The 13556-nt window shown below is 68.5% G+C and carries 13 protein-coding genes; 9 read left to right on the forward strand and 4 right to left on the reverse strand.

Features of this window, described 5'->3' with window-relative positions; translation table 11 throughout:
- Positions 1 to 201: 201 nt before the first annotated feature.
- Positions 202 to 603 carry a heme-binding protein gene (locus BST38_RS25050; protein ID WP_083146203.1) on the reverse strand — a complete coding sequence of 134 codons (402 nt, stop codon included), beginning with the start codon at positions 601 to 603 and terminating at the stop codon, positions 202 to 204.
- A 310-nt stretch (positions 604 to 913) separates the two neighbouring features.
- Here BST38_RS25050 and BST38_RS25055 point away from each other — a divergent pair, with 310 nt between their 5' ends.
- Genes BST38_RS25055 through BST38_RS25070 form a run of 4 tightly spaced genes read left to right on the forward strand, consistent with a single transcriptional unit; the run spans position 914 to position 5282 of the window.
- A complete protein-coding gene (locus tag BST38_RS25055) occupies positions 914 to 1327 on the forward strand; it encodes a VOC family protein (RefSeq protein WP_083146263.1) in 414 nt (137 codons plus the stop codon).
- 1 nt (position 1328) lies between these two features.
- Positions 1329 to 2198 (forward strand): rhomboid family intramembrane serine protease, encoded by an 870-nt coding sequence (locus BST38_RS25060; protein WP_083146204.1) that lies wholly within the window; start codon positions 1329 to 1331, stop codon positions 2196 to 2198.
- 16 nt (positions 2199 to 2214) lie between these two features.
- The gene (locus tag BST38_RS25065) at positions 2215 to 2916 is read left to right on the forward strand and encodes a beta-phosphoglucomutase family hydrolase (protein WP_083146205.1); all 702 of its coding nucleotides are present in this window, start codon (positions 2215 to 2217) and stop codon (positions 2914 to 2916) included.
- Positions 2916 to 5282, forward strand: a complete 2367-nt coding sequence (locus BST38_RS25070; RefSeq protein WP_083146265.1) for a glycoside hydrolase family 65 protein — start codon at positions 2916 to 2918, stop codon at positions 5280 to 5282. The genes BST38_RS25065 and BST38_RS25070 overlap by 1 nt, the downstream gene beginning before the upstream one ends.
- 1 nt (position 5283) lies before the next feature.
- Here the strand turns inward: BST38_RS25070 and BST38_RS25075 are convergent, their stop codons facing one another.
- Entirely contained in the window at positions 5284 to 7167 is a 1884-nt protein-coding gene (locus BST38_RS25075) for a potassium transporter Kup (RefSeq protein WP_207569367.1), read from the reverse strand.
- Positions 7168 to 7221: 54 nt separating this feature from the next.
- Between BST38_RS25075 and BST38_RS25080 the strand changes: the two genes are divergently transcribed.
- The 3 genes from BST38_RS25080 (at position 7222) to BST38_RS25090 (ending at position 10387) form a co-directional block, all read left to right on the forward strand.
- Entirely contained in the window at positions 7222 to 8079 is an 858-nt protein-coding gene (locus BST38_RS25080) for a hypothetical protein (RefSeq protein WP_083146266.1), read from the forward strand.
- A gap of 99 nt (positions 8080 to 8178) precedes the next feature.
- Positions 8179 to 9468, forward strand: a complete 1290-nt coding sequence (locus BST38_RS25085) for an MFS transporter (RefSeq protein ID WP_083146206.1) — start codon at positions 8179 to 8181, stop codon at positions 9466 to 9468.
- 10 nt (positions 9469 to 9478) lie between these two features.
- A complete protein-coding gene (locus tag BST38_RS25090) occupies positions 9479 to 10387 on the forward strand; it encodes a DMT family transporter (protein WP_181791967.1) in 909 nt (302 codons plus the stop codon).
- Here the strand turns inward: BST38_RS25090 and BST38_RS25095 are convergent.
- Both BST38_RS25095 and BST38_RS25100 read right to left on the reverse strand, forming a co-directional pair.
- On the reverse strand, positions 10363 to 10947 hold the full coding sequence (locus tag BST38_RS25095) for a sigma-70 family RNA polymerase sigma factor (RefSeq protein ID WP_083146207.1): 585 nt from the start codon (positions 10945 to 10947) through the stop codon (positions 10363 to 10365). The two genes, BST38_RS25090 and BST38_RS25095, sit on opposite strands and share 25 nt — an antisense overlap.
- Positions 10948 to 11033: 86 nt before the next feature.
- On the reverse strand, positions 11034 to 11462 hold the full coding sequence (locus BST38_RS25100) for a TIGR03668 family PPOX class F420-dependent oxidoreductase (RefSeq protein WP_083146208.1): 429 nt from the start codon (positions 11460 to 11462) through the stop codon (positions 11034 to 11036).
- An 89-nt stretch (positions 11463 to 11551) separates the two neighbouring features.
- Here BST38_RS25100 and BST38_RS25105 point away from each other — a divergent pair, with 89 nt between their 5' ends.
- Complete coding sequence (locus BST38_RS25105; protein WP_083146209.1) at positions 11552 to 12685, forward strand: ABC transporter substrate-binding protein; 1134 nt, start codon at positions 11552 to 11554, stop codon at positions 12683 to 12685.
- A 12-nt stretch (positions 12686 to 12697) separates the two neighbouring features.
- Positions 12698 to 13549, forward strand: coding sequence for an ABC transporter permease (locus tag BST38_RS25110; protein ID WP_083146268.1), 852 nt, complete (start codon positions 12698 to 12700; stop codon positions 13547 to 13549).
- Positions 13550 to 13556: the final 7 nt, after the last annotated feature.

Consider the following 13556-nt stretch of genomic DNA (forward strand, 5'->3'; position numbering starts at 1 on the left):
GGTGCGGGGGCCGGGGTGGGGCCGGGCGCCGGCTGCGCGGAAGCCACCGGTGCGAGCACACAGCAGCTCACCAGTGCCGTCGCGGCGAGCGCGGCCGGTTTCGTCAGCCTCATAGGAAGCGAGTCTAATTGCTTTCGAGAGTGGCGACCAAAAAACGGCGACGACGGGGATGACCCCGCCGCCGCCGTCCCGGTGAACAGATCAGCCTGCCATGAACGTGTTGTAGGCCGACTGCAGGTCGGCGGGCAGCACGGTCACATTGCAGTTGCGCTGCGCATCGCCGAGCGGTGCCAGGATGCCGCGCAGTTCGTAGTACTCGTTCGCATTGGCCGTGAAGTAGCCGCGCAGGTTCGCCTCGGCTTCCGGTCGCGGCTGGCTCATCGCGGCGGTCACCGCCTGGTTGGCGCCCGGGTGCGTATCCAGATACTGGCGCGCCGACGCGGTCACCGAACTCACGGTGCCGGTCAGTGCGCTGGCGGTGCAGTCCGCCGGCTGGGCATTGGCGACCGGCCCGGCCACGGTTGCTGCGGCAAGGCCGCCGAACAGACATGCCGCCCCGACACCAGCCAGCGAACGGCGCACGGTGTTACCACTGAAATTCATGTTGGATTGGTCCTTCTCATCGATGACGCGATGTGCGTCGGTTACTGCTTACCCCGCCCGAAATCCAAGGTAGCCGAGATCTGGAGTGCCCAAACGTCATGAGTCGGCGTCAATAAACCGGCCTGTCCAACGTTACAAATCCGGGCCGTGATGTTCGCCTCAATACGGTCGGTGACGTTCGCTGTCGACGAAATAACCCTCGCGGCCCTCTGAACATTCTCAAAATTTGCCGGGAATGCTTAATTGATCGTGATGTAGGTCGTTGCCCAATCGTTATCCGCACCGCCGGATCACGCCGCCAGATAGTTTGGTGGCTGTGAAACTGGACCTGCTGACACCCGGCATCGAGGTCGGGCTCGTCACCACCGACCTGGCCCCGATGGTCGACTTCTACGAAGGCTTCCTCGAACTCGAGCCCCAAGGCGAGATCGAGTTCGACGGCGGATCGCAACGGCGGTACTCGCTCGGCGGCAGCGTGCTCAAACTCGTCACCTACGCGACGCCACCGTCGGCCGCGGCCGCGCCCGGTGGCGGCCGGGCCCAGGCCGGGCTGCGCTACTTCACGATCGGCGTCAACGGGCTGCGCGCGGTCGCCGAACAATTCGAGGCATCGCCGTACGAGATCGTCGAACCGGTCACCGAGTTCGCGCCGGTGCCCGGGATGGGCTGGATGTTCGTCGCCGATCCCGACGGCAACCACATCGAACTGTTCGGGACGCTCTGACGTGAGCTATCCGCACCAGCCCCAGCCCTACCAGCAGGTGCCCACCTGCTACCGCCATCCCGACCGGCAGACCTATGTGCGCTGCACCCGGTGCAACCGGTTCATCTGCGGAGAATGCATGCGCGACGCGGCGGTCGGTCACCAGTGCGTGGACTGCGTCGGCGAGGCCGCGCGAACGGTGCGGTCCGCCACCAATGTGTTCGGCGCGCAGCGTCCGTCATCGATGACCCCGGTCGTCACCTACAGCCTGATCGCCGTCAACCTGCTGGTCTTCGCGCTGCAGATGGCCTCCCCGGACCTGCAGCGGGCCTTCGGGTTGTGGTCGCCCGCGGTGGCCGACGGGCAGCTCTACCGGCTGCTGACCTCGGCGTTCCTGCACTTCGGGCTGACCCACATCGCGTTCAACATGCTGGCGCTGTACTTCGTCGGCCCGCCGCTGGAGATCGCACTGGGCCGGCTGCGCTACATCACGCTGTATGTGGTCAGCGCGCTCGGCGGCTCGGTGCTGGTCTATCTGCTGACCCTCAACGCGCTGACCGCCGGCGCGTCGGGGGCGGTGTTCGGATTGTTCGGGGCGATGTTCGTGGTCGGTAAGCGGCTGAACATGGACGTGCGCTCCGTGATGGTGATCATCGTGTTGAACCTGGTGTTCACGTTCGTCATCCCGTTGGTCACCTCGCAGAACATCAGCTGGCAGGGTCACGTCGGTGGTCTGGTCACCGGCGCGTTGGTGGCCGCCGCGTTCGGGTACGCGCCCCGGCAGCAGCGCAACCTCGTGCAGGCGGGCGCGGTCGGCGCGCTGCTGGTGGTCTTCGCCGTTCTGGTGGTGTGGCGCACCACGGAACTGCGGGGATTGATGGGCCTGGCCTGAGGGGTATGGGGGGCAGATGCTCGGGCTCCCTGGACACATCCGCGCGTGCCTGTTCGACCTCGACGGCGTGCTGACCGATACGGCGAGCGTGCACCGGCGCGCGTGGAAGGCGATGTTCGACGAGTATCTGCGCGCCCGCGGGGGTGACTTCGTTCCGTTCGACGCCGGACCGGACTACGCGAGGTACGTCGACGGCAAGCCCCGCGCCGACGGGATCCGCTCCTTTCTGGGAAGCCGGGACATCGCCGCGGACGAGGACACCGTGACCCGGCTCGGGGAGCGCAAGAACCAGATGTTCCTGGACACGATGCGCACCGACGGTGTCGAGGTGTTCGACGGCTCCCGCCGGTATCTGCAGGCCGCCGCCGAGGCAGGCCTGCGGCGGGCGGTGGTCTCGTCGAGCGCCAACACCCGGGAGGTGCTGGAGCTGACGGGCTTGGACCGCTATATCGAGGTGCGCGTCGACGGCGTCACCCTGCGCGAGGAGAACCTGCCGGGTAAGCCCGCCCCGGACACGTTCCTGCGTGCCGCCGCGCTACTCGACGTCGCACCCGCCGATGCGGCGGTGTTCGAGGACGCGCTGTCCGGCGTGGCGGCGGGGCGGGCGGGCGAGTTCGGCCTCGTGGTCGGCGTGGACCGCACGGGACAGTCAGAAGCGCTACGCGAGAACGGCGCCGATATCGTCGTCACCGACCTGGGGGAGCTGCTCGACTCATGATGATCTCCGACGAGACTTTTCCCGTCGAACCGTGGTGCATCCGTGAGACCGAGCTGAGGCTCGAACAGCTGGCCGAGTCCGAGTCGGTGTTCGCACTGTCCAACGGCCACATCGGGCTGCGCGGCAACCTCGACGAAGGCGAGCCGCACGGCCTGCCAGGTACCTACTTGAACGGTTTCTACGAGATCCGCCCGTTGCCGTACGCGGAGGCGGGTTTCGGCTATCCGGAGGACGGTCAGTCGATCGTCGACGTCACCAACGGCAAACTGATCCGGTTGCTGGTCGACGACGAGCCGTTCGACGTCCGGTACGGCGACCTGCGTTCGCACGAACGGGTTCTCGACATGCGTGCCGGCGTCCTGACCCGGTCGGCGGACTGGACGGCACCGTCGGGTAAACGGGTGAAGGTGACCTCGACGCGGCTGGTGTCGCTGGCGCAGCGCGGGCTGGCCGCGATCGAGTACGTGGTGGAGGCCGTCGACGACGTGCTGCTGACCGTGCAGTCGGAACTGGTGGCCAACGAGGATCAGCCCGAACCCGAGGATGACCCGCGGGTGGCCGCCGCGCTGGACAAACCGCTGGAGGCGGTGCAGCACGAGGTCAGTGAGCGCGGTGCGCTGCTGATCCACCGCACCAGGGCCAGCAAGCTGACGATGGCGGCGGCGATGGATCACGTCATCGAGTCCGACGGACGGGTGGAGGTCAGCGGTGACGCCGGGGACCACTGGGCCCGGACCACTGTGGTGTCGGCGCTGAAACCCGGTGAGCGCCTTCGGCTGATCAAGTTCCTCGCCTACGGCTGGTCGAGCCTGCGCTCCCCGCCGGCGTTGCGCGACCAGGTCGCTGCCCATATCGCCGGAGCGCGGTACACCGGCTGGGACGGGCTGGTGCGCTCGCAGCGCGAGTACCTCGACGACTTCTGGGACTGCGCCGACGTCGAGGTCGACGGCGATGCGGACTGCCAGCAGGCGGTGCGGTTCGGGCTGTTCCACGTGTTGCAGGCCAGTGCCCGTGCCGAGCGGCGGGCCATCGCGGGCAAGGGGCTGACCGGAACCGGTTACGACGGCCACGCGTTCTGGGACACCGAGGGTTTCGTGCTGCCGGTGCTGACTTACACCGCGCCGTGGGCGGCTGCCGACGCGTTGCGCTGGCGCGCCACGATTCTGGACCTTGCCCGCGCGCGGGCCGCCGAGTTGGACCTCGAAGGAGCCAGCTATCCGTGGCGGACCATCCACGGCGAGGAGTGCTCGGCGTACTGGCCGGCCGGGACGGCGGCTTTCCACGTCAACGCCGACATCGCGATGGCGTTCGAGCGCTACCGGGTGGTCACCGGTGACGATTCGCTCGAAAAGGAGTGCGGCCTGGCGGTTCTCGTCGAGACTGCCCGGATGTGGATGTCGCTCGGGCATTTCGACCGGCACGGCCGGTGGCGCATCGACGGGGTCACCGGCCCCGACGAGTACACCGCGATCGTGCGGGACAACGTGTTCACCAACCTGATGGCCGCGGCCAACCTGAACTACGCCGCCGACGCGTGCACCCGAAGGCCGGATGCCGCACGCGATCTGGGTGTGGACTCCGAGGAGACCGCGGCATGGTGCGGTGCCGTCGACGCCGTGCACATCCCGTACGACGAGGAGTTGGGGGTGCACCCGCAGTGTGAGGGATTCACCACCCTGCGGGAGTGGGACTTCACGTCCAACACCGAATATCCGTTGCTGCTCCATGAACCGTATGTGCGGCTGTACCCGACCCAGGTGGTCAAACAGGCCGACCTGGTGCTGGCCATGCATTGGCAGAGCCACGCGTTCACCGCGGAGCAGAAGGCCCGCAACGTCGACTACTACGAACGCCGCACCACCAGGGACTCGTCGCTGTCGGCGTGCACGCAGGCGGTGATGTGCGCCGAGGTCGGGCATCTGGAACTGGCCCACGACTACGCGTACGAAGCGGCGCTGATCGACCTGCGCAACCTCCATCACAACACCGGCGACGGACTGCATCTGGCGTCGCTGGCCGGCGGCTGGATCGCGCTGGTCGCCGGATTCGGCGGACTTCGCGACGACGAGGGCATGCTCTCCCTCGATCCGCAGCTCCCCTCGGGCATCACCCGGCTGCGGTTCCGGTTGCGCTGGCGCGATTTCCGGGTCACGGTCGAGGCAGACCACGAGACCGTGACCTACACACTGCGGGACGGACCGCACGGCGAGTTGACCATCCGGCACGCGGGACAGTCGCTGACGATCACCACGACGGAGGAGACCCGGGTGCCGGTGCGCCCGAAGAAGGCGCTGCTGCCGCCTCCCGAGCAGCCGCCCGGTCGGGAACCGACACTGCGGCAACGACATCTGGACGACGCGCCCTGATTCAGATCTGAATCCGCGACCCGATGATCACGGTCCGGTCCAGCGGCAGCCCGAACGACGCCGCCGCGTCCGCGGTCAGATGTGAGGTCGCGATGAACAGCCGCTTGCGCCACGGCGCCATCGTCGGTGCATCCCCTTGGCGGAGTTCGAGTTTCGACAGGAAATAGGTGGCGTTGGCGAGATCCAGGGGGCCTTCGGTCTGGGCCGGGTCGAGCAGGCTCAGCGTGTGCGGCACGTCGATGCGGTCCATGTAGCCGAACCGCGCCAGCACGTGGATGATCCCGTCGTCGTCGGCGCCGAGGTCGTCGACGGTGATCCGGTCGTAGTCCGGGACACGGGGCACGGGTTCGGTGGTCAGCGAGATGATCACCACGTGTTCGGCGAGCACGTGGTTGTGCTCGACGTTGGTGCGCATCGACAGCGGCGCGGTGTCGTCGCCTCGGTTGAGGAACACCGCGGTGCCGGGCAGCCGCAGCAGCGGGGGCTCGCGGGTGGCCAGGCCGTCGATGAACTCGCGCATCGGGCCCTCGGCGCGGCGCCTGGCCTTGGTCACCAGCACCCGTCCCCGCTGCCAGGTCGTCATCACCGTGAACGCGCAGACGCCGATCAGCAACGGAAGCCACGCGCCGTGAACGAGTTTCGTCAGGTTCGCCGCGAAGAACGTCACGTCGACGATCAGCAGTGCGCCGCCGCCGAGCACGATCAGCCACAGCGGCGCGCGGGCGCGGGTCCGCGCGAGATACAGGAACAGCAGTGTGGTGATGGTCATCGTGCCGGTCACCGCCATGCCGAACGCGTACGCCAGCGCCGAGGAACTGCGGAACGCGAACACCAGGATCAGCACCGCGATCATCAGGAACCCGTTGATCCACGGGACGTAGACCTGCCCGATCGAGGACGCCGAGGTGTGCAGGATGCGCAGCCTGGGCAGATAGCCGAGCTGCGCGGCCTGCGAGGCGACCGAGAACGCCCCGGTGATCACCGCCTGCGACGCGATCACCGTCGCCGCGGTCGCCAGCAGCACCATCGGGATTCGCGACCATTCCGGCATCAGCAGGAAAAACGGTGCGGTGACCGTGCTTTGGTCATCGAGCACCAGGGCGCCCTGGCCGAAGTAGTTCAGGGTGCAGGCGGGCAGCACCAGGCCGAGCCAGCCGACCGTGATCGCCCTGCGGCCGAAGTGACCCATGTCGGCGTACAGCGCCTCCGCGCCGGTCACGGCCAGGACGACCGCCGCCAGCGCGAAGAACGCGATGTGGAAATGCTCGGTGAGGAACACGAACGCGTAGGCCGGCGACAGCGCGTGCAGGATGTCCGGATTGCGGGCGATGCCGCCGATGCCCAGCGCGCCGATCGCGGTGAACCACACGACCATCACCGGCCCGAAGAACCGGCCCACCACGGCGGTGCCGCGGCGCTGCACGGAGAACAACGCCACGATGATCACCGCGGTGATCGGGACGACCAGGTCCTTGAGGTCCGGGTCGACGACGGCCAGCCCCTCCACCGCGGACAGCACCGAGATCGCCGGCGTGATCATGCTGTCGCCGAAGAACAGTGCGGCGCCGAACACCCCGAGCGCGGCCAGGACCATCGTGGTGTGCCGGGTCTTCGGTGCCGAACCGCTGCTGGTCCAGCTTCGCCGGACCAGCGTGATCAGCGCCATGATGCCGCCCTCGCCGTGGTTGTCGGCCCGCATCACCAGCGTCACGTAGGTCAGCGTCACGATCGTCATCACCGACCAGAAGATCAGCGACACCACGCCGTAGACGCTGTGCGAGGACACCGGAACCGGATGCGGGTCGCCGGGGTCGAACACCGTCGCCAGCGTGTAGATCGGGCTGGTGCCGATGTCGCCGAAGACCACGCCGAGCGCACCGACCACGATCGCGGGCCGGATCAGTCGCGCATTGTGGGTATCCGAGGTGGCGTCGATGGGATGATTGTCGCCGATGGGGTTTGCCGTGGAGGAATAACGGTGGAGGACGTTCTCGACCAGCTCTACTCCGCCGCACCGGAGGAGTTCACCGCGCTGCGCGGCACACTCGCGGCCGCGGCCAAGAAGGACGGCGACACCGACGCGGCCCGCCGGATCAGCGGGTGCCGCAAGCCGACGACCGCGGCGTGGGTGGTGAACCGGCTCGCGATCATCGGCAGCGCGCGATCGGAGCTGGCCGAGCTCGGATCGAAGTTGCGCCAGGCGCACTCGTCGATGGACGGTGACGCGATCCGGGCGCTGACCGCCGAGCAGCGCGCCCTCGTCGACAGGCTGACCCGCTCCGCGTTCGCCGACGCCGACCTGCCCGCCCCGTCGGGGGCGCTGCGCGACGACGTGACCGCGACGCTGCAGGCCGCGATCGCCGATCCGGAGGTCGCCGAACGCCTGGGCCGGCTCACGAAGGCCGAACGGTGGTCGGGTTTCGGGGAGTTCGGGTTCAGCGCGGCCGTCGCGCCCGCGCCGCGCAAGGCGGCACCCAAGTCGTCGGCACCCAAAGCATCGGCACCGAAATCGTCGGCACCGAAACCCGACGGCCGCGCGGCGGCACGCGCCGAACTCGCCGCCGCCGAACGCGCCCGCGCGGACGCCGATGCCGCGCTGAGCGAGCTGCAGGCCGACCTCGCCGCCGCGCGGCTGAGGCACGACGACGCCAAGCGCAGGCTCGCCACCGCCGAGCAGGCGTTGAGCACCGCCGAGCAGGCGTTGAGCACAGCCGAGCAGGCCTACGCCGACGGTAAACAGATCAGCCGGGACGCCGCCGACGCGGTCAAGAAGGCCAAGCGCGCCGTAGGCCGCTGACGGCACGATATGTTTCCCCCGGCGTCGTCAGCGATGCCGGGATGTAAGCGAAATGCTCAGCGCCACGCTTATTTTCGGGACTGGAACCGGGAGTGGAACATGGTCGACGTGCGGCCCGACAACGACATCCGCCGGGTGGTGACCGGGGCGTCCATCGGCAACGCGGTGGAGTGGTTCGACTTCGCGATCTACGGGTTCCTCGCGACATTCATCGCCGCGCACTTCTTCCCGGCGGGCAACGACACCGCCGCACTGCTCAATACGTTCGCGATCTTCGCCGCGGCGTTTTTCATGCGCCCGCTCGGCGGCTTCTTCTTCGGTCCGCTCGGGGACCGGATCGGGCGGCAGAAGGTGCTGGCCGTGGTGATCCTGCTGATGTCGGCGGCGACGCTGTGCATCGGCCTGCTGCCCACCTACGAGACGATCGGTGTCGCGGCGCCGCTGCTGTTGCTGGTGCTGCGCTGTCTGCAGGGCTTCTCCGCCGGCGGTGAGTACGGCGGCGGCGCGGTGTACCTCGCCGAGTTCGCCAGCGACGCGCGCCGTGGTCTGACCATCACGTTCATGGCCTGGTCGGGGGTGGTGGGCTTCCTGGCCGGTTCGGTCACTGTCACGCTGCTGCAGGCGTTGCTGCCCGCCGCGGCGATGGACAGCTACGGCTGGCGCATCCCGTTCCTGATCGCCGGGCCGCTCGGGCTGGTCGGCCTGTACATCCGGCTGCGCCTCGGCGACACCCCGCAGTTCGCCGAACTCGCCAAGGCGGACAAGAAGGCCGAATCCCCGCTGCGGGAGGCCGTCACCACATCGTGGCGGCCGATCCTGCAGGTGATCGGCCTGTTCATCGTGTTCAACATCGGCTACTACGTGGTATTCACGTTCCTGCCAACGTATTTCATCAAGACCCTGGAGTTCTCCAAGTCGGAGTCGTTCCTGTCCATCACGCTGGCGTGCCTCGTCGCGCTGATCCTGATCCTGCCGCTGGCCGCGCTGTCGGACCGGGTCGGGCGCCGCCCGCTGCTGATCGGCGGCGCGGTCGCGTTCATCGTGGCCGGCTACCCGCTGTTCCTGCTGATGACCTCCGGATCGCTGGTCGCCGCGATCGCCGGGCACTGCATGCTGGCCGCGATCGAATCGGTGTACATCTCGTGTGCGGTCTCGGCCGGGGTCGAACTGTTCGCGACCCGGGTGCGCTTCAGCGGCTTCTCCGTCGGCTACAACGTGTGCGTCGCACTGTTCGGCGGCACCACCCCGTATGTGGTGACGTGGCTGACAGCCAGCACCGGCAACTCGCTCGCGCCCGCGTTCTACCTGATCACCGCCGCGGTGATCTCACTTGTGACGGTGCTGACGTTGCGCGAATCGGCTCGGCGCCCACTCGCTCAAGTCCAATAGACTCGCGCGGGTGATCGGCCATGGACTCACCGTGCTGCTGGCGATCCTGGCTGCGGTCTTTCTCGCAATCGGCATCGTGGTGCGGCAACGCGCGACCCTGGACGTCCCGGCCGAGGACGGCGTCAGCGCCGTCATGTTCCGGACCCTGATCCGGCGTCCGCTGTGGTGGGCGGGGACCGCGGCGGCGATCGCCGGGTTCGTGTTCCAGGCGCTGGCGCTGGCCAACGGCTCACTTCTGCTGGTGCAGCCCATCCTGGTCTCGGCGCTGCTGTTCGCGCTGCCGCTGAGTGCCCGGCTGGCGCACCGGCGGGTGACGCGAGGCGAATGGGCCTGGGCGGTGCTGCTGACCGTCGCGCTGGCGGTCTTCGTCATCCTCGCCAAGGCCAGCCCCGGGGACTACGAGGCGTCGCTGACCACGTCGGCGGTCGTCGCGGTGGTGTGCACGGCCGCGGTGATGGCGTGCGTGATCGTCGCGGCACGGTTCGCCGGCTGGATCCGGGCGGTGATGCTGGCCGTCGCGGTCGGCGTGCTGTTCGGCGTCGTCGCGGTGCTGACGAAACTGGTCATGCATCTGCTCACCCACGAGGGCGTCGTCGCGGTGCTGACCACGCCGGTGCTGTACCTGCTGGCGCTGCTCGGGGTGGTGGCCATGCTGCTGCAGCAGTCGTCGTTCCACGCCGGATCGCTGCAGACCTCGGTGCCCACCATGCTGGTGCTCGAGCCGGTGATCGCGGTGGTGCTGGGGGCGGTGGTGCTCGGGGAGCACCTCAACGTCGGGCGCTGGGACATGGTCGCGATCGGCGTCGCGACGGTCGCGATGGCGGCGGGCACCGTCGCGCTCGGCCGTGGGGAGGGCGCCTACGAGGAGCAGCTGGAGGCCGAGAACCGCAGGGCTCAAGCCGCGGCGGGCAGGCGGTAACCGCGGTCCCTGGCGATGTCGGCCAGCGCGTCGCGCAGCTGCTTGCGGCCGCGGTGCAGCCGCGACATCACGGTGCCGATCGGGACGTCGGTCAGCGCGGCGATCTCGCGGAACTTCCGCCCCTCGACGTCGGCGTAGTAGACCGCCGTGCGGTACTTCTCCGGCAGCGAGCGCATCGCCGCGGCGATCGCCGGATCGCTGGCGCCCGCCAGTACCACGTCCTCGGTGGAGCCGGTGGCGGTGCTGGTGCGGCTGTGTGCGAGCAGTTGTCCGTCGCTGAACTCGTCGGTGAACTGCAGCGTCGGCCGGTGCAGTTGCCTGCGGTAGGCGCTGATGTGGGTGTTGCGCATGATCCGGTACAGCCAGCCGGCCAGGTTCGTGCCGTCGTGGAAGGTGTCGAACGCGGCGTAGGCCTTCGCGGCGGTCTCCTGCAGGAGATCCTCGGCGTCGGCGTGGTCGCGGGTGAGGCGGTAGGCGTGCCGGTAAAGCTGCGAGATCATCGGGACGACATCGCGTTCGAAGCGGGCGGTGAGCTGCGCGTCATGGTGGCCGGTGGACATGGTTTCGACTCTGCGCTCCGGCCGGCGCCGAGTCAGCCCGGCTGACCCCCAAACCGGTTCCGGAGAACCGGAACCGGCCCTACCGGTTAACCCCCAGACCAGGACGCCCAGTGCCGGATCTCCACGGTCACCACCGGGCCGTCGAGCTCGACGCGCTGATACTGCGGGTACTTGTCGCGCAGCAGTGCGTACCCCGTCGCCATCTCCACCCCGCTGTGGTGGATCGCGGCCACACCGTCGGCCCGCACCCACCACAACCGCGACCAGTCGTCGTCGTAGTGGTCGACGAGCAGGCTCACCGCGGCGTTGGCCTCGATGTTGCGCAGCCGGCGCAGTCGCTGGGTGGACTTCGGCTTCGAGTCGACCGCGGTGTAGAGGATGTCGATGCGGCCCTCGGGCAGTGCGAACACCACCGGAACCACATGCGGCACCGCGTCCGCCCCCGCCGTGGCGAGCATCGCGACCGGGGCGGCCGCGAACACGCCGGTCGCGTTGAACGCCCCGGGATCTGACATGGCACCAGAGTAGGGTTCACCTCGGCTGGATGGATTCATTCACCGCACCGTCGCGGTAACTCGTGGGAAGGTTCGGCATGCCACAACCAATGCCAAAACGGATCTTGTCGAAGGTCTTCGCGGCCTCGTTCGCCGCGCTGCTGACCGCCGGTGCGGTCGCGTGCGCTCCGCCCGAGAAGGACGACTCCGGTGCGGCCGGGTCGGGGACCGACGCGGCACAGGCCACCTCGGCCGAGGACTTCGGCGGCATGGAGGCCCTGGTCGAGGCCGCCAAGGCCGAGGGTGAACTCAATGTCATTGCGCTGCCGCCGGATTGGGCGAACTACGGAGCCATCATCGCGGCGTTCTCCGAGAAGTACGGCATCAAGGTCAACTCGGCCCAGCCCGACGCGTCCAGCCAGGACGAGATCAACGCCGCCAACCAGCAGAAGGGCCGCAGCACCGCACCCGACGTGTTCGATCTCGGCCAGTCCGTCGCGCTGGCCAACACGTCGATGTTCGCGCCCTACAAGGTCGCGACGTTCGACGAGATTCCCGCGGCGTTCAAGGATCCCGACGGCACCTGGGTCAACGACTACGGCGGCTACATGTCGATCGGCTTCGACTCGGCGAAGGTGCCTCCGGTGACGACCGTCGACGACCTCCTCAAGCCCGAGTACCAGGGCAAGGTCGCGCTCAACGGCGACCCGACGCAGGCGGGTGCCGCGTTCTCCGGCGTGTTGATGGTCGCGCTGTCCCAGGGCGGTTCGGCCGACGACATCGCCCCCGGGGTGGAGTTCTTCCGCAAGCTCAAGGACGCGGGCAACTTCCTCCCGGTCGACCCGACCCCGGCGACCATCGAGTCCGGTCAGACCCCGGTGGTCATCGACTGGAACTACACCAATTCGTCGGAGACGAAGAAGCTGCCGTCCTGGACGGTCGTGGTGCCCCCGGACAACGCGGTGGCAGGCTACTACTACCAGGCAATCAACAAAGACGCCCCGCACCCCGCGGCCGCGCGGCTGTGGCAGGAGTTCCTGTACAGCGACGAGGGCCAGAACCTGTACGCCCAGGGCGGTGTCAGGCCGGTGCGGGCCGACACCATGCAGGCCGACGGCGTGCTCGACCCGGCGGTCGCGGCCGCGCTGCCCGTGGTGGAGGGCCCGGTGACGGTGCCGACACCGGAGCAGACCGAGAAGGCCTCGAAGTACCTCGCGGAGAACTGGGCCGCAGCGGTCGGCTGAGTAGTGGCGTCGGTGAATCTGGCACAGCGGCTGCGAGACTCGCTGCCGCTGGTGCCGTTCCTGGCCGTCGTGGCGATCTTCCTGATCGTCCCGACAGTCACCGTGGTGGTCGGCTCGGTGTACGACGACGGCGTCTTCTCGCTGGACCGCATCGCGGCGCTGTTCACAGGAACCGCGCTCAACGCGCTGGCCAACAGCGTGCTGCTGTCCGGGGCCACGGCGCTGCTCGGCGCGTTCTTCGGCGCGGTGATGGCGTGGCTGATCGTCAGCAGTCCGCCGACCTCGATGCTGCGCCGCGCGGTGCTGTCGCTGTGCAGCGTGCTCGCGCAGTTCGGCGGTGTCGCACTGGCATTCGCGTTCCTGGCCACCGTCGGGCTCAACGGCGTGCTGACGCTGTGGGTGCAGCAGGTGTTCGGGTTCAACCTGGCCGGGTCCGGGTGGCTGTACAGCCTGTCGGGCCTGATCCTGGTCTACACGTACTTCCAGATCCCGCTGATGGTGATCGTGTTCATCCCCGCGCTGGAGGGCCTCCGCGAGCAGTGGCGCGAAGCCGCCGTCAGCCTTGGCGCGTCGACGTGGGCGTACTGGCGTGAGGTCGCGATCCCGCTGCTGACGCCGGCGTTCCTCGGCTCGGCACTGTTGTTGTTCGCCAACGCTTTCGCCGCGTACGCGACGGCCGCCGCGCTGGTCAGCCAGGGCAGTCCGATCCTGCCGCTGCTGATCCGCGCGTCACTGGTCAGCGAGGTGGTGCTGGGGCAGGCCGGCTTCGCGTACGCGCTGGCGCTGGAGATGATCGTCGTCGTCGCGGTCGTGATGGTGGCCTACAACCTGCTGGTGCGGCGCAGTGCGCGGTGGCTCTCATGAGGACCGG

Source organism: Mycolicibacterium parafortuitum (assembly GCF_002086815.1).
GTDB classification, from domain to species: domain Bacteria; phylum Actinomycetota; class Actinomycetes; order Mycobacteriales; family Mycobacteriaceae; genus Mycobacterium; species Mycobacterium parafortuitum.

Coding starts and splice junctions, on each gene's coding strand:
- BST38_RS25050 (WP_083146203.1), bottom strand. CDS start 603: ATGAATTTCAGTGGTAACACCGTGCGCCGTTCGCTGGCTGGTGTCGGG.
- BST38_RS25065 (WP_083146205.1), top strand. CDS start 2,215: ATGCTCGGGCTCCCTGGACACATCCGCGCGTGCCTGTTCGACCTCGAC.
- BST38_RS25070 (WP_083146265.1), top strand. CDS start 2,916: ATGATCTCCGACGAGACTTTTCCCGTCGAACCGTGGTGCATCCGTGAG.
- BST38_RS25080 (WP_083146266.1), top strand. CDS start 7,222: ATGATTGTCGCCGATGGGGTTTGCCGTGGAGGAATAACGGTGGAGGAC.
- BST38_RS25085 (WP_083146206.1), top strand. CDS start 8,179: ATGGTCGACGTGCGGCCCGACAACGACATCCGCCGGGTGGTGACCGGG.
- BST38_RS25095 (WP_083146207.1), bottom strand. CDS start 10,947: ATGTCCACCGGCCACCATGACGCGCAGCTCACCGCCCGCTTCGAACGC.
- BST38_RS25100 (WP_083146208.1), bottom strand. CDS start 11,462: ATGTCAGATCCCGGGGCGTTCAACGCGACCGGCGTGTTCGCGGCCGCC.
- BST38_RS25105 (WP_083146209.1), top strand. CDS start 11,552: ATGCCAAAACGGATCTTGTCGAAGGTCTTCGCGGCCTCGTTCGCCGCG.